General features: G+C 34.8%; 13 protein-coding genes. 2 read left to right on the plus strand and 11 right to left on the minus strand.

Annotated elements, in window-relative coordinates; genetic code table 11:
- Window positions 1–582: 582 nt before the first annotated feature.
- From CN514_RS03385 to CN514_RS03395, 3 genes are all read right to left on the minus strand, one after another.
- Entirely contained in the window at window positions 583–1,896 is a 1,314-nt protein-coding gene (locus tag CN514_RS03385; protein ID WP_098231385.1) for a hemolysin family protein, read from the minus strand.
- Between the two features lie 163 nt (window positions 1,897–2,059).
- Window positions 2,060–2,476, minus strand: a complete 417-nt coding sequence (locus CN514_RS03390) for a MerR family transcriptional regulator (RefSeq protein ID WP_098231386.1) — start codon at window positions 2,474–2,476, stop codon at window positions 2,060–2,062.
- 595 nt (window positions 2,477–3,071) lie between these two features.
- Window positions 3,072–3,956: an HD-GYP domain-containing protein gene (locus CN514_RS03395; RefSeq protein ID WP_098231387.1), complete on the minus strand. Its 885-nt coding sequence runs from the start codon at window positions 3,954–3,956 to the stop codon at window positions 3,072–3,074.
- A 282-nt stretch (window positions 3,957–4,238) separates the two neighbouring features.
- Between CN514_RS03395 and serC the strand changes: the two genes are divergently transcribed.
- Complete coding sequence (gene serC / locus CN514_RS03400; protein ID WP_098231388.1) at window positions 4,239–5,333, plus strand: 3-phosphoserine/phosphohydroxythreonine transaminase; 1,095 nt, start codon at window positions 4,239–4,241, stop codon at window positions 5,331–5,333.
- A complete protein-coding gene (locus tag CN514_RS03405) occupies window positions 5,330–6,490 on the plus strand; it encodes a phosphoglycerate dehydrogenase (RefSeq protein ID WP_098231389.1) in 1,161 nt (386 codons plus the stop codon). Before serC ends, CN514_RS03405 begins: the two co-directional genes overlap by 4 nt.
- Before the next feature lie 53 nt (window positions 6,491–6,543).
- On the opposite strand, the gene CN514_RS03410 is transcribed toward CN514_RS03405, so the two are convergent.
- The 8 genes from CN514_RS03410 to CN514_RS03445 form a co-directional block, all read right to left on the minus strand.
- Complete coding sequence (locus tag CN514_RS03410; RefSeq protein ID WP_098231390.1) at window positions 6,544–7,734, minus strand: acetyl-CoA C-acetyltransferase; 1,191 nt, start codon at window positions 7,732–7,734, stop codon at window positions 6,544–6,546.
- A 52-nt stretch (window positions 7,735–7,786) separates the two neighbouring features.
- The gene (locus tag CN514_RS03415; RefSeq protein WP_098231391.1) at window positions 7,787–9,205 is read right to left on the minus strand and encodes a sigma-54 interaction domain-containing protein; all 1,419 of its coding nucleotides are present in this window, start codon (window positions 9,203–9,205) and stop codon (window positions 7,787–7,789) included.
- 89 nt (window positions 9,206–9,294) lie between these two features.
- Window positions 9,295–10,071, minus strand: coding sequence for a 3-hydroxybutyrate dehydrogenase (locus CN514_RS03420; protein WP_098231395.1), 777 nt, complete (start codon window positions 10,069–10,071; stop codon window positions 9,295–9,297).
- 30 nt (window positions 10,072–10,101) lie between these two features.
- Window positions 10,102–10,758, minus strand: coding sequence for a 3-oxoacid CoA-transferase subunit B (locus tag CN514_RS03425; RefSeq protein WP_097973804.1), 657 nt, complete (start codon window positions 10,756–10,758; stop codon window positions 10,102–10,104).
- A gap of 12 nt (window positions 10,759–10,770) precedes the next feature.
- Window positions 10,771–11,472: a CoA transferase subunit A gene (locus CN514_RS03430; RefSeq protein WP_025568519.1), complete on the minus strand. Its 702-nt coding sequence runs from the start codon at window positions 11,470–11,472 to the stop codon at window positions 10,771–10,773.
- Window positions 11,473–11,514: 42 nt separating this feature from the next.
- Window positions 11,515–12,945, minus strand: a complete 1,431-nt coding sequence (locus CN514_RS03435; RefSeq protein ID WP_098231392.1) for a GntP family permease — start codon at window positions 12,943–12,945, stop codon at window positions 11,515–11,517.
- Between the two features lie 501 nt (window positions 12,946–13,446).
- Window positions 13,447–14,322 (minus strand): NAD-dependent epimerase/dehydratase family protein, encoded by an 876-nt coding sequence (locus CN514_RS03440; RefSeq protein WP_098231393.1) that lies wholly within the window; start codon window positions 14,320–14,322, stop codon window positions 13,447–13,449.
- A 170-nt stretch (window positions 14,323–14,492) separates the two neighbouring features.
- Window positions 14,493–19,685, minus strand: coding sequence for a S8 family serine peptidase (locus tag CN514_RS03445; protein ID WP_176525778.1), 5,193 nt, complete (start codon window positions 19,683–19,685; stop codon window positions 14,493–14,495).
- Window positions 19,686–19,743 lie beyond the last annotated feature (58 nt).

The raw sequence follows: 19,743 nt of genomic DNA on the forward strand, positions 1-19,743 counted from the left end.
GTTAAATTGTTCTTCATCAACAACATCAAATAAATAATTATGAGTTAAAAGATGTTTTTCTTTTGACTCTACATTTTTTTGATCCTTTGATTCTTTTAAAAAAAGTCGGTTAATAAAGTTTAAAAAATTTTTTATACCATTACCCGAGGGAGCATCTGACAAGCACTTCACACCCCTATAACAAATTTTTAAATTATTAACTATCGACAATCCTTTACAAATATTTAATTTATATGTATTCAATAAAGGTAAAATTATGCAAAAAAAAGCCTCTTACTTTAGAAAAGTAGAGGGGGGAAAAATGAGGTATTGTACGAAACGATTAAAAAATAAGCTGATTGAAATAGTTAATACTATAACTAGTAGAAGAATTAGAACTTCTGCTCAAATCAACCTTACAACCTTATTTTATAATAAAATGAATTGTATTGGAGTTGTAAGTTGTTAACTTTTTGTGAATTATTGTACAAAGTATAACACTAAAGTATAACACTATAAGATTTTAGTAATAATTTGTTTACGAATCAAAAAAAGAAGGTATCCAGACTTATGCCTTTATCCTTCTTTTTCATCTTATCTTTATTATTTTACCGCCTGAATAGTCTCATTTTTTTTTATTTCAACTAATTTAACTTGATGTGAATCTAATTCAACAACTTTGAATTCAAAGTCCTCAAATATGACAGATTCACCTTGTTGGATGTCGTGATTTTGAGTTAAAATCCACCCACCAATTGTATCAACATCATCTTGGTCAACATATAGACCGAATAAATCATTAATTTCAGTAATTAATACTTTTCCGTCTACAATCTTATGTGATTCTGAAATATGTTGAACAGCTGGTTTTTCATCATCATCATATTCGTCACGTATTTCCCCAACAATCTCCTCAAGAATATCTTCCATTGTTAATAATCCCGCTGTTCCACCATATTCATCATACAGAATTGCAAGTGGAATACGTTTCTTTTGCATTAACAATAATAAATCATGGATTGCGATTGTTTCAATTACTTGAATAACTGGGCGAGTATAATTTGCGAAATCGTATGTTTTTTCAACTTTTCCATCAAGATAGCGAATAAAAAAGTCTTTCACATTAACTATACCTAATATATCATCTTTATCTTCACCAAAAACTGGGTAACGTGTATATTTTTCGTTTTTAATTATTTCAATTTGTTCTTCAATTGGGTCTTCTGCATATAAACCGATAATTTCAGTACGAGGGACCATAATTTCTTTTGCAAGTCGGTTATCGAATTCAAAAATATTATTTAAATATTTATATTCAGCCTGATTAATTTCTCCGCTTTCAAAGCTTTCTGATAAAATAATTCTCAATTCTTCCTCAGTATGAACTTCTTCTGATTCAGATGCTGGCTTAACTCCAAATAATCCTGTAAAAAATCTTGCAGAACTATTTAATGCCCAAATAAATGGATAAGCTATTTTATAGAAAACAATAAGTGGAGTAGAAAGTATTAGTGAGATCGATTCAGCTTTTTGAATAGCAACCGTTTTAGGTGCTAGCTCACCAATTACAACGTGAATAAATGTCATAAATGAGAAAGCTAAAATAAACGAAATAGTTGAAGCGATTGTTCCGTTTAATCCAAGAAATTCTACGACTGGGTGTATAAGATGCTCAAACGTTGGCTCACCTAAATAACCTAATCCTAAAGCTGTAACCGTAATACCTAATTGACAAGCTGATAAATATTCATCCAAACTCGTCGTAACCTTTTTAGCAGCTACTGCACCTCGCTTTTTTTCGGCTACTAGTTGATCAATTCTACTTGATCTAACTTTCACTATCGCAAATTCTGCTGCTACGAAAAAAGCTGTAAGTGCGATTAAAACTGCAATCATAAACAAGTTAACTATGTCCAATGACGAACTCGAGTATATTACTCGAGTATTCACCTCCTGAGAATTTCAATCTACAAACATATAAAATTATTATTTTACTTACTTAATAGATTACCATAATTTAGTAAAACATACATATTTTATAGCTTTAATAAATTGTTAAGTTTTAAATTTAATTTAGTCATTATTTTACAAAATGTTTCAATGTTTCAAATAACGGAAATGTATGATGTGACAATGAATCTACTAAAGCATTTTTTTCATAATCATTCATACCCGATATTACTGGTACTAATTGAGCTAATTTAGCTTCAAGCTCAATAATTTGATTTGATATTTGTTGAATTTGCTCAAACACACAATTTTTTTGATTATAATTAGTTTGTAGTAAATCTTTTATCTCTTCTAAGGATATTCTCATTTTTTTACAATGTTCAATAAATCTGAGAGTCTCAATTGCCTCTGTGGAATAATATCGATAGTTTGATTCAGATCGTTTTGCTTCTAGTAACCCTAATTTTGTATAATAATCAATTGTTCTTTTTGAAACTTGAGCTATTTCAGCTAACTCACCAATGCGATACTCGATCCCAAGTGACAACCCTCCCCATTTTAAATAATATTTCTATTATATAATTTAGAAAGTATACAGTCAAACGTTACAGTTCTACATAAATTTCGTTTCCAGGTAAAACATGGATTAAATATAGTTAAAGGTTTTTGAGTAATCTTTGTTGTTTTTTAACAAGGTGGTGTGTTGATTTCCACTCCAGGTGCTCGCTTTCCATTGAGCGAAAACTGAGTCTCCTCGGCAGGCCTGTGGGGTCTTTAGGCTTCCCGCATTTCTCTCTTTTTGTTAATTTATCCGGGTATTTTTTATTTGTAGTTGTTCAGATCAATCTTTTTTAATGATATTAAGCAGATTTTTATCAAATTATTATTCCAAATAGAGGCATATTTGCTAATTCAATTTGAAAGTATCTATTAATGGACAATTTCCAGCTCATAATACCTTAACTGGTATGGGTAATTTTTTATTATATTTGCGATTATCAGATTTTATTTGCAGTCCCTCGTTATTTGCCACTCTATAAGACTTAATTGCAACCCAAGCGTACGAATCCTTCTTTCATTTAAAACAAAAAAGAAGGTCCCTATTACAAACTTATGGGACCCACTATATTTTTTGAAACTTTTTATTCTCTAAAATCAAATAAACTAAGGAAAACATCAGTAATCTCAGGATCAAATTGGGTTCCTTTATTCTTTTCTATTTCCTTTAAGCAGTCTTCTAAAGACATCCCCTTACGATATAATCGATTTGAGATCATCGCATCATAGCTATCTGCTATTGCTACTATTCTAGCAGTTAAAGGAATTTGATCACCCTTTAGTCCTTTTGGATATCCTTTTCCATCGTATCGTTCATGATGGTATAAAACGATATCAAGGATGCCATTTTCATTAAAAATAGCAATATGCTTAATAATGTCATATCCAATCACAGGATGTTTTTTAATTGTATTATATTCATTCTCAGTCAATTTCTCATGCTTCAGTAAAATATACTCGGGAATTCCAATTTTACCAATATCATGTAATAGCCCCCCTTGATGGATAACTGCACATAGATTTTTAGATAATTTCATTTTCTTTGCCATTTTATAAGCAATATTAGCAACACATTCTGAGTGATGTGCAGTATAGTTGTCTCTGGAATCTAACGCCTTCGAAAGAGCTAATATTAACTCAATCGATCCAGTTTTAACTTTCTGATATTGCTTCATTAAACCGACTGATATGTACGCGATTAAGTAGTATGTAATTAGGTAGCTAATAATGTGCCCTGCCTGGGGAACTAAATAGTATCTAGCAAGCACTATTATTGTAGAAACTAAAATGATAAACCAATGAGGACGGTTATAAAAACCAAGACCAAATATTACTGTATTAAGCATGTACAGAAAGTAAAAACTATCATTTTTTTCAGAACAAATTAGATTGAATAAAACACTAACCACAAAAGAAATGTAAAAAGCATAACGAAAGTAAACTGGATTGTTAAACCATTTAGAAATCATTTAAACTCCCTTAAATACAATATAACTATTAATTTTTCCATTATCTTCTAGAACTATGCATATTTATTTATCAATCAAAGTATTAACCAACTTAATTTTTTATTTTTATTCATATAAATCTACACTTTTAAATGGTTCAATCAATACCATTTCCTTTTCACTAATTAGAATATTAAAATTTTTTGTGAAATTTTTATTAATTTATTTCATCTTTTATTGACCAACGTATATTGGTGGTTTAAAGTTAGAATATTATAAAAATAACAAGTGAGGATGATTATTATGGAACGCGTCTTTAATTTCTCCGCTGGTCCATCTGTTTTGCCTGTTCCAGTATTGGAAAAAGTACAAAAAGAGCTTGTTTCTTATGGTACTTCTGGTATGTCAGTTATGGAAATGAGTCATCGTTCGGCTGAGTTTGAAGGAATTATTAAGAAATGTGAAAGCTTATTACGTGAACTTTTAGAAATTCCATCAAATTATAAAGTGTTATTTCTACAAGGTGGAGCATCAACTCAGTTTTCAATGATTCCATTAAACTTATTAAGAAAGTATAAAAAAGCTGCTTATATTAATACAGGAACTTGGTCAAAGAAAGCAATCTCCGAGGCGAAAAAATATGCAGATGTTGATGTTATTGCTTCGTCTGAGGATGAGAATTTTTCATATATTCCTAATTTAGAAGATTTAGCTCTTTTTGAATCTTACGATTATTTACATATTACAACGAATAACACAATTGAGGGGACAAAATACTCTACTTTCCCAAAAACAAATTCTCCATTAGTTGCAGACTTTTCTTCAAATATTCTTTCTGAACCAATTGATGTCTCAAAATTTGGTTTAATATATGCTGGAGCACAAAAAAACATCGGTCCAGCAGGGTTAACAATTGTTATTATTAGAGATGATCTCATTGGGAGTGCTAATAAAAATTGCCCAACAATGCTTGACTATAAAACACATGTAGAAGCATTTTCACTTTATAATACACCTCCTACATTCAGCATTTATGTAGCGATGCTAGTTTTAGAATGGATTAAAGAATCAGGTGGTTTAAATACTATTTATCAAACTAATCTTTTAAAAGCTCAATTATTATATGATTTTATCGATCAATCAGACTTGTTCTCTTCACCAGTTAAGAAAGAGAATAGATCACTTATGAATATTCCATTTACATCAACTTCTGATGAATTAAATAAGCAATTTCTTGCTCAGGCAAATTCAGCTGGCTTGGTGAATCTTGAGGGTCATCGATCAGTTGGGGGAATGCGAGCTAGTATTTATAATGCGATGCCATTAGAAGGCGTTGAAAAATTAGTTCATTTTATGAGTCAATTTGAAAAGAAAATATTAGAGGAGATTGTAAGATGATTAAAATTCAAACATTAAATAATATTTCTGAGCACGGGATTAAAGAATTTCCTTTGGAAAACTATTCAATTAACAATCAATTAACTGAACCGGATGGGATTCTTTTAAGAAGTCATAGTATGCACGAAATGACCATACCAAGCAGTGTTAAAGCAATCGCAAGAGCTGGAGCTGGTGTAAATAATATTCCAATTGATGAATGTACTTCAAGAGGAATTGTTGTATTTAATACGCCTGGTGCAAATGCAAATGCAGTTAAAGAACTAGTTCTGACAAGTTTATTCCTTTCTTCACGACGAATTATTGAAGGAATTGAGTGGACTCGTTCATTATTTGGTGAAGAAAATGTTACCAAAATTGTCGAAGCTGGTAAAAAAGAATTTGCAGGAGCAGAGATCGCAGGAAAGAAATTAGGTATTATTGGTTTAGGAGCAATTGGTGCACTTGTAGCGAATGATGCTCTTGCGTTAGATATGGAAGTATATGGTTATGATCCTTATATTTCAGTCGAAACTGCATGGCGATTATCTAGGAATGTGAAACGAATCGATAATTTAGAGCAGATGTTTTCAACATGCGATTATATAACAATCCATGTACCTTTAACACCTGAAACAAAAGGATTTGTGAATGAAAAACTTTTATCTGGAATGAAAAAGGGAGCAAGATTACTTAATTTTTCACGCTCTGAATTAGTAGATGATGTAGCGCTTGAATATGCGCTGAATAACGGGACTGTAGGAGTTTATGTGACAGATTTTCCAAATGAAAAAGTGATTGGTATGAAGAATGTCATTCCAATTCCTCATTTAGGAGCATCAACAACTGAATCAGAAGAAAACTGTGCCCGAATGGCAGCAAAACAATTAAAAAATTATTTGGAAACAGGTAATATTAAAAACTCTGTTAATTTTCCAAATGTAGAATTACCTTATACAGGGAAAAAACGGATTACGATTGCACATAAAAATATTCCTAATATGGTCGGTCAAATTACAGGATTATTAGCAAAATATCAAGTAAATATTGCTGACATGCTTAACCGAAGTAAAGGTGCTTTTGCTTATACAATGATTGACCTTGATGAAACGATCAACGGTCCAGTTGAACAGTTGTTAAAAGGTATTGAGGGTGTTATTTCTGTAAGAATCATCTAACCATATTAAAGCGGTAGGATCATTAAGATTCCTACCGCATTTTTATTTATTTTTTATTCAAAACAATTTTCAATAATTGTCGCAACGCCTTCTCCGCCACCAATACATAAGGTTGCAAGACCGTACTGTGTCTCTCTTCTCTTCATTTCATGAATCAATGTAACTAGTATTCTAGTTCCACTTGCACCAATTGGATGTCCGAGTGCAACCGAGCCTCCATTTACATTAACAATATTTTCATCAAAACCGCATTCCTTCATAACAGAAAGCGATTGCACAGCAAATGCTTCGTTCGCTTCAATCAAGCCTATTTCACTTAATTCAATCGATGATTTTTCAATTGCTTTTTTAGCTGCAAATGCTGCTCCAATTCCCATTATGCTCGGATCAACGCCTGCACTACTATTTGCATTAATTTTTACTAATGGTTTAATACCTAGTTCTCTCGCTTTACTTTCACTCATTAGTACAACTGCTGCTGCGCCATCATTTATACCTGAGGCATTTGCTGCTGTAACTGTTCCATTTTTTTCGAAGGCTGGTCTTAGTGATGAAATTTTCTCTACTGTAGCACCAAATTTTGGATATTCATCCTCTTTAAAGATGATTGGGTCCTTCTTCCTTTGTGGAATTTCAATCGCAACAATTTCATCTTCAAATTTACCGGCCTTAATTGCACTCTCAGCTTTTTGTTGGCTATTTACCGCAAATTCATCTTGTTTTTCCCTAGAAACTTCATACCGAACTGCTAAGTTTTCAGCGGTGTTTCCCATGTGATAATCATTAAAAGCACACCATAGTCCGTCTGCAATCATACTATCAACAATTTGTTGATTACCCATTCTATATCCATCTCTTGTACCTTTAAGTAAATATGGTGCTTGACTCATATTTTCCATACCGCCAGCAACTATAATTTCAGCATCTCCTGCTATAATTGCTTGAGTCCCTAAATGGACTGATTTTAATCCAGAACCACAAACCTTATTTATCGTCATTGCTGAGACAGTATTTAGGAGTCCTGCCTTTAATGCTGATTGTCTTGCTGGATTTTGACCTAAACCAGCCTGAAGTACATTTCCCATTATGACTTCATCAATCTGACTTTCTTGAATACCCGCTCTATTAATCGCTTCTTTAATAACTTTAGCACCTAATTCTACTGCACTTACATCTTTCAATGTACCACTGAAACTTCCGATTGCAGTTCTAACAGCACTAACAATTACAACGTTCTCACTCATTTTATTTCCCCCTTTTTATTTCAACCTAATTAACCAAACGACATGAAATCTTTTAACTTTTTATGTTATAAGCTTTACATTTTTCATAAAAAGTTGACTTACTTATTTCTAAAAATTTTGCAGCTTCAATTTTATTACCTTGAGATTCAATTAGAGCTCTCTTAATTGCTTCCTTTTCGGTCTCTTCAATCATTTCTTTTAACGATTTTAAAGAATTTTGATTATTTAATTGAGATGCATTTTTTTCGAATTCGACTGTATTTTTTTGGTTGGTTGGATTTTCATATAAATAAAGAGGTAATTGCTTTGGTGTAATCACTTTACCATTTAGGACATTTATGCATCTCTCAAGTACGTTTTCTAGTTCTCGAATATTTCCTGGCCAATGATGTGACTTAAGAATTTGAAAAACTTCATTTGAAATTTGAATTCCGGTTCGATGAAATTTCCTTTCGAGTTTTTTTATTAACGAATCTGCAATGAGAGGTAAATCATTTATCCTTGATCTAAGTGGAGGAATGTCTATTTTAATTACATTTAAGCGGTAATACAAATCCTGGCGGAATTCTTTTAATACTACCATCTTCTCAAGATTTCGATGCGTAGCTGCAATGACTCTTACATCAATGGAAATAGGAGAACTTCCACCCACTCTTTCAATCTCTCTTTCTTGAAGTACTCGCAGTAATTTACTTTGCATATGCAAGGACATGTCACCAATCTCATCTAGGAAAATCGTTCCTCGGTTCGCAATCTCAAATTTTCCTTTTTTCCCGCCTCTTTTTGCACCTGTAAAAGCACCTTCTTCATAACCAAAAAGCTCTGATTCTAGTAAATGCTCTGGAATTGAAGCACAATTTACTCGAACGAATGGAAAGTTTCTTCTTGGACTAGCATCGTGAATTGCATGTGCAAATAATTCCTTACCTGTACCAGATTCTCCAAAAAGTAAGATTGCAGATGAGCTTGCAGATACTTGCTCTGCCAAATTTTTTGCAGCATTAAAGATTGGCGTATCACCAATTAGTTGATTGAAGCTATATTTACTATTTAATTCTTTCTCAAATTTCCTTTTATAATAGTTTAATTCTTCTACTAAAGGTTCTACTTTTTTAGAATACTCAATCCAATCTTGAGCATTTCGGAACATTACCGTTCCGACAGCACCTACTAATTCATCACCTACGTACAACGGATAACGATTTGCTACCATTTCTGTATTTTTTATTGGATGAATCTCCGCTACTTCTGCCTGACCAGTTTTAGCAACTATATGCATTCTAGAGTTTTCAATTACATCTACTACAGGCATACCAATCACTTCATGAGCAGAACGACCAACAAACTCACAATACGATTCATTCATATATAAAACTTTTCCTTCACGATTAACGACAACAATCCACTCAGTTGCAAGATTAATAATCTCGGAAATCCAATCAAAAGGAAGACTCTTTAACAACCTATTCATTTCACCATACCTCACTTAAAGTAGTAGGGTTCTAGAAAGGATAAGAGCAGGAATCTCCCCCTGCTCAAAACAACCCTTTCATTCTTAACCTACTGAACTGTATATCCTGCATCTATTACATTCGCTTGACCTGTAACCCCGCCAGTATATTCGCTAGCAAGAAATACTGTATAATTTGCAATTTCTTTTACTGTAAGTAATCTTTTTTGAGGTACTAAAGGATAAATTACTTCTTCAATTACACTTTCAATTGGTACGTTTCTTGATTTTGCTAAGTCAGCCAACTGGTTTTGAACTAAAGGTGTATCTACATAGCCAGGGCAGATTGCATTGACTGTAATACCGTCACTTGCACCTTCTAATGCAGCAACCTTTGTTAAACCAATAACGCCATGCTTCGCAGAATTATAAGCAGCTTTGCCAGCGAATCCAATTAACCCGTTGATCGAAGCCATATTAATAATGCGACCATACTTTTGCTTTTTCATAATAGGAAATACATGTTTAATACTAATAAAAGGTGCAGTTAACATGACCTTAATAAGTAATTCGAATTTTTCAATAGGGAAATCCTCAATTGATGAAACGTATTGTAATCCAGCATTGTTTACTAAAATATGTAATTCACCAAATTGATCGATTACTTTATGAAACGTGTCAATTACTTGTTCTTCATTTGTTACATCACATGCATAACCGATCGCATTAAACCCTAGCTCTTGTAACGATGTAGCAGACTTTTGAACTTTTTCCTCATTTAAGTCAGTTAAGACAACTGTTGCTCCTTGCTCTGCAAAGGTTTTAGCAATTTCAAAACCAATTCCACTACCGGCACCAGTTATCAGTGCAACCTTCTCAGAAAGCATTTGCTGCATTTGTTTGCCTCCTTTTAAAGATTAGTTCACGTTATTTAATAACTTCGGACTAATTGTAAATGTAGCCTCTGTTTTTTCAGTAATTTCTTGAATCGTTGCTCCACCAACGCATTCTACTAAAACCATTCCATTTTCTGTAAAATCAAAAACTGCTAATTCAGTAATCAGTCTATGAACTACGCTTTTTCCAGTTAAAGGTAAAGTACATGCTTTTTTAACTTTACTTTCACCGTATTTATTTGCATGTTCCATTACTACGACGATTTTCTTAGCACCATTTACTAAGTCCATCGCACCGCCCATACCTTTTACCATTTTTCCTGGAATCATCCAGTTTGCCAGATCGCCAGTTTCAGAGACTTCCATACCACCTAAAATAGCTAAATCAATATGGCCTCCTCTAATCATCGCAAAAGATTCAGCGCTATCAAAATAAGAAGCTCCTTTAGCCGCAGTTACTGTTTCTTTACCGGCGTTGATTAAGTCAGCATCAAGTTCAGCTTCTGTTGGGTATGGTCCAATACCTAGTAAACCATTTTCAGATTGAAGCATTACTTCAATTCCTTCTGGAAGATAGTTTGCTAATAAAGTAGGTAGTCCAATTCCAAGGTTTACATACATACCATCTTGAATTTCTTTAACCGCAGTTTGAATAATTAATTGACGAATATCTTTCATGTTATTAGCCTCCTATACTCCTGTAGTCATTCTACGTTCAATTCGTTTTTCGTATGTTTCACCGTGGAATACGTGTTGTACATAAATGCTTGGCGTATGAATTGCATCAGCATCAAGTTCACCAACTTCTACTACTTCTTCAACTTCTGCAATTGTGATTTTTCCAGCCATCGCTGCAAGTGGATTAAAGTTACGAGCAGTTTTTCTAAAAATTAGATTTCCTTGCTTATCAGCTTTCCACGCTTTAACAAATGCAAAATCTCCTACGATTCCTTCTTCTAATAAATAAGTTCTTCCATTAAATACTTTATGTTCTTTTCCTTCTGCGATTGGTGTACCTACACCTGTTGCTGTGTAGAATCCTGGGATTCCAGCACCACCTGCACGAATACGTTCAGCTAGAGTCCCCTGAGGAACAAGCTCTACTTCAAGTTCTCCACTTAAGAACTGCTTTTCAAAAATTTTATTTTCTCCAACATATGAAGAAACCATTTTTTTAATTTGTTTATTAGCTAATAAAAGACCAAGACCCCAATCGTCTACTCCACAGTTATTACTTACGATTGTTAAATCCTTTGTCCCTTTATCTCGTAATGCTAAAATCATTTTTTCAGGAATACCGCAAAGACCAAAGCCACCGACAATAATCGTAGCTCCATCATGAATTTGTGAAACAACCTCTTCAACTGAAGTAATTACCTTATTCTTGCCCATTATTTTGCTCCCTTCAAAAGTAAGATTAGTAGTTTAACATTCTTAAACAAGTCCTGTAAGTTTAAATACTGCAATGATTAAGAATACTGCAACTGTTTTAATGATTGTTATTGCAAAAATATCTTTATATGACTGGCGATGTGTTAAACCAGTTACAGCTAATAATGTGATGACTGCACCATTATGAGGCAAAGTATCCATCCCACCTGATGCCATCGAAATAACACGATGCATTACTTCTGGCGGAATATTGTATTTATTTATCGCCTCGATATATTTATCAGACATTGCACTGAGTGCAATACCCATACCACCTGATGCAGAACCTGTAATACCTGCTAAAGTTGTAGTCGTCACAGCTCCATTTACTAATGGATCCGTAAATGTATGGGAGATTCCTTTACTTACCATTCCAAATCCAGGTAAAGCAGAGATTACTCCACCAAAACCATATTCAGCACCAGTATTCATAGAAGCAAGTAGTGCTCCACCAATGCTTGCATTTATACCTGTCTTTAGATTTGTACGCATATTCTTAAAGCCATAAATCATCGCTGAAAGGATCCCAATTACTAAAGCACATTCAACTGACCAAATACCAACAACTGCAGGAATTTGAACAACCCCAAAAGCTTCTAGTCCAATTGATTTAAAGTCAAATCCATTTGGATACCATTTTGGGAATGAAACAACAAAAAATTTATTTGAAAATCCAACTAATAATAGTGGAACAAATGCTAAAATTTGTTTTAAAACTGGTGTAGGCGTATTGGTCGTTAATGAAGGAACTTCTGTTTGCGTTTCATTTGCAGCAGCTAGTTCTCCATTAAATCCTAAATAACCTTCACCTGCTTTTTCTGCCTTTTTACGTCTTGATTCTAAGTACCAAAGACCAACTGCAAGTATAAAAACAGCTGCTAAAATACCTAGAAATGGTGCAGCATAAATATCTGTTTTGAAAAATGTAGTTGGAATAACATTTTGAATTTGCGGTGTACCAGGCAATGCATCCATCGTAAATGTAAACGCACCAAGTGCGATTGTTCCAGGGATTAATCGTTTTGGAATATTCCCTTCACGGAATAAGTTTGCAGCAAATGGATAAATAGCAAATACAACAACAAACAAGCTTACTCCACTATATGTTAAAATGGCTCCCATTAATACAATCGCTAAAATCGCTCTTTTTGCGCCAACTAATTGAATAATCGTTTTTGCGATCGATTCAGCAATTCCAGACATTTCAACGACTTTACCAAAAATTGCACCAAGTAAAAATACAGGAAAATATAGCTTTATGAAACCAACCATTTTTTCCATAAAAATATTACTAAAGAATGGAAGAATATAACTTGGTTCAGTTAAAAGTACTGCAAATAAAGCACAAATTGGTGCAAATAAAATAACAGAAAACCCACGATAAGCAACAAACATTAAAAGTCCTAATGCTAATAAAATAATTAAGATTTCCATAATAACCTCCTTGTTATCTTTACGTATTGGCACTTTTTGATAACGCTTTCATTCAAATTCATCTTTCAATTTGAATTCCACTATTTACTGTATTTAGCTCCTTTCAAGGGATTGTCCTTCTGCTAATAAAACAAGCAAATAGTATGCCAAGTTATTATGAGTATTGTTCAGACTGTTGACAAACGCTCGCTTTCTTCGTTGCTTCGCCTGCTGAAGTGCTCATTTCCGTTTAGGGTAACTCCGCTCCTCATCAGACTTCACGCCTCGAAAGACAAACGTTTTCAATCAGTCTGAACATCAAATTTTTAGAAAACCCTTCGGACTTTGTCTACACTATGAAAATTTATTTTATAATTCTAATAATATTAAGTTAATTTATAATTTTCAATTATTTTTATCAGATTTTTTCCGAAATTTCGGAATTTCACTTCAATAAAATTCCGAAAACCTGGAAATTCCAGAAATTCGGAATTTTATTTTTTGAACATTTTTGTGAACTTTTTATAGTGAACAATAATGATGAATTAATTTCTTCATCCAATCATGTACCTCTAAAAATTGAAAACCTTCTTTAGTAGCTTTCTCATTACTCAATGATTGATCACTATAAGCATCAAATGGTGATTGATGTTCGACTGTACCATGAGAGTTAATAATAGCCTCTTTTCCAGTTTCCTTTTCACAAATGTTTATGATTTCTTTAAATGTTATTTCACCATTTGAACATGCATTAAAAGGACCACTTTTAATCGATTCATTCTCACCTAACCAAAGTAAAAATTCAGCGGTCTCATCAGAATCGATAAAGGTCATCTCTTTATTTAAATCAGATATAATTATTTCTTCATTTCTTGAAATTTTATCAACATGGAAGAGTAATCTCTTTGTATAATCATCCGGTCCCAATACGATCGGGAATCTAGCCGCATACACTGGGAAATTTGCTTCTTGATATAAAACAGCCTCACAAAGACGCTTTCCTTCCGCATAAGAATATTCATTATCATTGTTATACTTAATAGGGTAATTGTAAGGATCGAAATCAGTTTCCACATGGTTTAATCCCGTATCATAAACCGCTAAAGACGAAGTGAAAATATATCTTCCAACATGATTCGTTAATAGTTTAGTAATTTCCTTCGCTTCATTTGGAGTGTAACAAATATTATCATAAACAAGGTCCCATTTATGAGTACTTAAACTAGCTAATGTTTCAGGATTTCGTCGGTCGATTATAAATCTATTAACTCGATCTCCGAAGTCATCCTCTGTTAGTCCTCTCGTTGCGATTGAAACATCATAGCCTTTATCGATTAATTTATGAACGAGTCGTTTTCCGAAAAATCTCGTACCACCTAATACTAAAACCTTTTTCATTTTTTTTAACCTCCAAACAAAAAAATACCCATATTAATAATTCGCCATAAAACTACAAATTACCTTTTTTATATAGAAAACTTCTTTTACTAAGTTCCTTTTTCTAGTAGTCTATTTATGCGATTTAGACGAATAAAGAGAGCCTCATTCACAGAGGCTCCCCGTTTTTATTATTTGTTTAAAATGACTGTTTCAGTTGCAGCACTCACATTTCCTGCAGCATCTTTTGCAGTTACAGAGATGACCAATCCAATGTAATCGCCATAGTTTTTATGAGGTATGTCTAAACTGAAGTTCCCATTTTGATCAGCTTGTACTTCTGTCACTACATTGTTGAATTTTATAGCAACCGTCGCATTTGCTTCTGTTTTACCTGTAATTTTTTGATCTTTTTTCGTAACTGTATTAATAATTGGTGCGTCTGGTGCTGTACGATCTAATACAACAATCGATGCTTGTTCACTTTGATTTCCAGATGCATCACTTGCACTAACTGTTAATACACTGTCTGCTTTTTGTGGTTTAATTTGAATACTATAGTTTCCACTTGCATCCGTTTTTCCTGTACCTACTACAGTACTATTATTTTTCACAACAATATTGACATTCGTATTTGCCTTACCTGTAATTGTTGTATCATTATCATCAATTACATCAATAGTTGGAGTTAAAAGTAATGTAGTCATCTGAATAACGTTTGAATATCCACTGTTAAGTGTTCCATTCAATCCACCCATTACAACCAATCTAAAACGGTAGTACGTACTATCACTTAATCCTGTAACTTTCGCACTAGTTGAGCTAACTGTGATTGGTGTATCCAGTTTTGCATCTGTCCAAGTAGTTGGCCACGTGATACCATCATTGCTTGATTGCTGTTGAATTTTCAATCCACCCCAATTGCCGGCAGGATCTACAGCTAACCAATTAAGTGTAACTGAGTTAGCATGTTTCGAATCAACTTTGAACGTATTTACATTACTATAAACCTTAGCTTTATTGAAGATTTCTGTTGCATACAAGTCTTTACCGTCAACTTTCATAACTTCTTTTGGTGAAATCGTTGCATCTGGATTTGTTTTACCGAAGTTAGTAGCGACAAACTGCATGTCGTTACTATCAACAATACCGTCTTTATTTAAATCTTCTATTGGGTAGTTTACACTATCTTGTTGACCCATTTTATCAGATACTCGCTTCGCATCAAGAACGTCAATCACACCGTCGCCGTTTACATCACCAGCTGCTCCGTACGGTTGAGCTCCTCCGATGTATTTATATACTCCAAGATCATCACCCCATGGCGATTTTTTACCAAGTGTGATAGATTGTATGCTCTTTAAGTGTCCTGGTCCTTCCACAATGAACTTGATTGGATCTTTTGAAAGTGGAATGCCTTTGATATCGATGTAGCCAAAACTATCAATTGTACCTGGTATTTTCGTTCCGTCCGGTAGTTGTGCGTACCCTTTAGCGCCAATGCTATCCAACTTCGCTGTGAAGTTATTTTTAAGCCCTTGTAGTTTCACGTACGTTTGTACTTGTGAATGCGTCGGAATGATTTGGAATTGATTTAATCGGCTAAATGCTGGAATCTCTTTTGTTTCATCTGTGCCGTATTGTGTCATGTTAAATGTTGTTCTGTCATCATCTGGTGTCAATTTCGATGCCAAAATATCCCACATGTCATCTGTCACTTTGAATGTCACATCTAAAAATGGACTATCGCCATTGAATCCTTTAAAGTCTGTTCCACCAGTTAAATGTGCCCCAACATTGATGTCTGTCACGTGACTAGGGTAAACCACATCTTCTGTTTTCACTGGTGTATCTACATTCACCTTCACACCGTTTTGGTCTGCCCACTTTTGGAATGCTGGGTTGACTGTTACGCCTTGTAGCTCAAGATAATTATGGTAGTATGCTGATTTAAAAGTACCTGACATCATATCTTTCACGTTGTTTAAGTTTAACGTCATCGTGATTGTATCGTTTAAGGTAACTTTTTGTTTATCATACGTTGGCACCATATACGGTGATCCTTTTTTGATAAACGCGTACTGATGGAAATCATTGATAAGCTCCACGTTATGTGCTGCATCCATTGGCATTAACGTAATTGTTGCTGGACCATTTTCGATATCGGATTTTTCAATTCCGAACTTTGCATCGCCATTTGCATCAACTGGGAAATCACCTTCTGGGTACCAGACACTATTGTGATAGTACCATAACAAATTCGCTGACTGCGTTAGCCCAAGTGGAGCAAGTTTCGCTGTCCCTTCATCCGATAGGTTTGTGTGTACCCAGAATGCGTTGTACATGTTGCCATTTTGTGTTTCATCGGTAAAATCTTTGTCTTCTAACTCGTACACGCCTGGTGCATGGTCTTTATAGGATAACGTCGGCAGCGTGTTGTCCACCACGAACAGTTGTGATTTTTCATACGTTTTTGCATACATGTTAGTCGTATCAGTTGTACGCATTTTTAACGTATATTGCCCTTCTGGTAGTGCTGCTTTTGTGAACATATTTGTTTTTTCGAGTTTTGGATCTCCAATAAACGGATAGTATGTGCTTGCGTCAAAGCCTACAAAATAATCAGTATCAGTTTTAACACTGCTCACATTTAATGGGGAATCCGTTGTTGCACCGATTGGATTTCCGTCTTTGTCATAAATCACGACCCAGAAATACTTCATTGGACTGTTGAATCGGAACTTTAGTTGACGACCTGGGTTTCCGTTGAAGTCCGAATGGATTACTGGTTCTCGGGTAAAGGTGGCCGGACTATCCATTAGTAAATTGCCAAGTCCTTTTTCTACCGAGCGAACAGCCAATGGCATGCGATACGTCTCGCTTGGATCGTCATGATTAACAATGTTCAAATAACCTTCGTATCGGCCATATTCCGCTGTATCTGGCACGTTCAAAGTTGCTGTAAAGTTCGTTGTTTCACCTGCTTTTACTGTTAGTGAAGGTGAACTAGTTGTCACCGTAATGCCGTTTTTAGTTGCGTCACTAACCTTTGCATTTGGTTTAATGAAAGTTGTAGATATATCAAACGTTTTGTCAGAATTTCCTCGATTTTTCACTTTCACTGTTCGATTACTCGTATTGACCGCACCGTCTTTTTTATACACTGCGCCAAACGTTAATGAACCTTTTTCGTAATTCAAGCTCACACTATTACCGTTACTATCAATGTTTGCAGTTGTGTCTTGTGCTTTAAAACTCACGTCACGTTTTACTGCTTTCACTACATTGACTAAACCAGCACCTTGTTCGTATACAGAATAATTGCCGTCTAGATTTCCAGCAGTGTTTGTTAATGCTGCTTTCACATCAGCTGGTGTATAATCGGGATGGGCTTGTAAGATTAGTGCAGCAATACCTGCCACATGTGGCGACGCCATTGATGTACCTGAAATACGAGAATACGCGTTACTATAGTCTACTTTATCTGGGCTATGAACGAAATATGGATAAGTTGAGTATACCGATACACCTGGTGCAACAACATCTGGTTTAATGTCATATGTTGAAAAGACTGGTCCTCTTGAACTAAAACCTGCCAAGTGGTTCCCTTCTGTATTTGTTGTACTTACATTCGTAAAGGTGATTGTATTTGTGCCTGCTACACTACGTAAACGCTCACCGTCAGCTTTTGTGATACGGAATGTTGGTATAAAGCCATCATTACTTGCTAAGTAAGCATCAATGTCCCCATCAATATTGTTACTCATAATTGCTGCAACTGCGCCTGCTTTCGCTGCGTTTGTAATTTTTTCAGCTAACGCGATTGAACCACGTGCAATAAGTGCAACTTTTCCAGTTAAATCGATTGGATTGCCGTTCGCATCTTTAAAATCAGCTGCTTGTGCTAAACCAACATCCACGATTGGATACGTTTTGTTCTCTAAATCTGACACATGATCATTGTATCCTTTTCCAAGTAACTTGAAGTCAGTAAATGTTTCATTTCCAACTTTTGCTGACGCAACTGGAATACTAACTGGGAAATCACTTGCTCCAACTGTAATGGCAAGTGCTGATGCACCTGGTGTACCTAGTGTCCCTTCACTTGGACCAGAGTTTCCTGCTGAAATAACACATGTTACACCTGCAATGGTTGCGTTATTAATTGCCACAGCTTCAGCTGATAACGGATCATTAACTGGTGCCCCAAGAGATAAGTTGATAACTTTCATACCATCTTGTATTGCTTTATCAATTCCACCAACAATCCCATTTGTATACCCTGTACCATAAGGACCAAGTACACGATAGTCATACAAGTTCACGCCTGGTGCAACCCCTTGAGCTGGGGATTCTACACTATTTTTCGCTTGAGCAGCAATCGTACCTGATACGTGTGTACCGTGGTACGTGTAATACGGTTCATTACTTTCAGGTTTGCCGGCTTTTACCCAATCATCGATTGTTGTTTCCATAGGATCAGCATCATTATCAACAAAATCCCAACCTTTAACTGTTGTTGGATCGATTTTGCTTGCATCTTCTCCACTTTTTGCACGGTAGCCTTTATATACGTCTGTTAAATCTGGGTGATTGTAGTCAACTCCTGTATCAATAACCCCTACATTGATTCCTTTTCCAGTAGTGCCATCTTTATGCAAATCTTCTATACCTGGTAATGGAATGTAATTTTCTGCTAAATTATTCCCACCTTGTTCACTTTCAGCAGCAGCTTTCAGTTCACTTGGGTCAAGCTTTACTAGGTCATCGTTTAAAACACGATTTACTACACCAGAATCAAATAATTTCTCAACTAAGTTACCTGGTAGTGTCATTGCCACCCCGTTTAATGCATGTGTGTATTCACGCGTAATTTGAGCGGTTGCATCCCCAGTTTGGTCGGATGTTTCGTTAGATACTTCGTTTGGTGAAACAGATAATGCAGATACTGCATTTACTGCATTCGTTTTACTTGCACTATTATTTAACCCTTTTATAAATGACTTGAATGTAGCGTGTGACGAGTTAACTGCGCTAGTTTCTGCGCTTAATGTCGTTTTTTCGCCCTCAACTGCTTTTTGTAGTACACTTATTTTTGCTGGCGCTTGTGTAAATTCGACAATAACCTTAACTGGTTTTGAGCTTGTCGTATCAATTTTTGGCGAAATCTTTACATCACTTTCTGGTGACACTTTCTTTAACGCGTCGATTTGCTCAGTTGTTAAGTCTGGTGTGCTTGTGTTTTGAGCCAGTGAACCCATGACCGTTTTTTCCGTGCTCGCATTTGGTGTAGCTGCTAGAACGTTAAATGGAATCATCGAGCCCACAACCAGCGCACTGATCGTTGTTTTAGCTAAACTCATTTTAAAGCTTCTTTTACTCACACTTTTCTCCCCCATTTTTTTATTTTTTTGACTTTTGACAATTCTCTTTCTTTTTTTT

The sequence above is a fragment of the Bacillus sp. AFS001701 genome, from assembly GCF_002559405.1.
Classification (GTDB): domain Bacteria; phylum Bacillota; class Bacilli; order Bacillales; family Bacillaceae_G; genus Gottfriedia.

What these genes read in the sequence shown, in the direction of transcription:
- CN514_RS03395 (WP_098231387.1), bottom strand. Translation starts at nt 3,956, where the DNA reads ATGATTTCTAAATGGTTTAACAATCCAGTTTACTTTCGTTATGCTTTT.
- serC (WP_098231388.1), top strand. Translation starts at nt 4,239, where the DNA reads ATGGAACGCGTCTTTAATTTCTCCGCTGGTCCATCTGTTTTGCCTGTT.
- CN514_RS03405 (WP_098231389.1), top strand. Translation starts at nt 5,330, where the DNA reads ATGATTAAAATTCAAACATTAAATAATATTTCTGAGCACGGGATTAAA.
- CN514_RS03410 (WP_098231390.1), bottom strand. Translation starts at nt 7,734, where the DNA reads ATGAGTGAGAACGTTGTAATTGTTAGTGCTGTTAGAACTGCAATCGGA.
- CN514_RS03415 (WP_098231391.1), bottom strand. Translation starts at nt 9,205, where the DNA reads ATGAATAGGTTGTTAAAGAGTCTTCCTTTTGATTGGATTTCCGAGATT.
- CN514_RS03420 (WP_098231395.1), bottom strand. Translation starts at nt 10,071, where the DNA reads ATGCTTTCTGAGAAGGTTGCACTGATAACTGGTGCCGGTAGTGGAATT.
- CN514_RS03425 (WP_097973804.1), bottom strand. Translation starts at nt 10,758, where the DNA reads ATGAAAGATATTCGTCAATTAATTATTCAAACTGCGGTTAAAGAAATT.
- CN514_RS03430 (WP_025568519.1), bottom strand. Translation starts at nt 11,472, where the DNA reads ATGGGCAAGAATAAGGTAATTACTTCAGTTGAAGAGGTTGTTTCACAA.
- CN514_RS03435 (WP_098231392.1), bottom strand. Translation starts at nt 12,945, where the DNA reads ATGGAAATCTTAATTATTTTATTAGCATTAGGACTTTTAATGTTTGTT.
- CN514_RS03440 (WP_098231393.1), bottom strand. Translation starts at nt 14,322, where the DNA reads ATGAAAAAGGTTTTAGTATTAGGTGGTACGAGATTTTTCGGAAAACGA.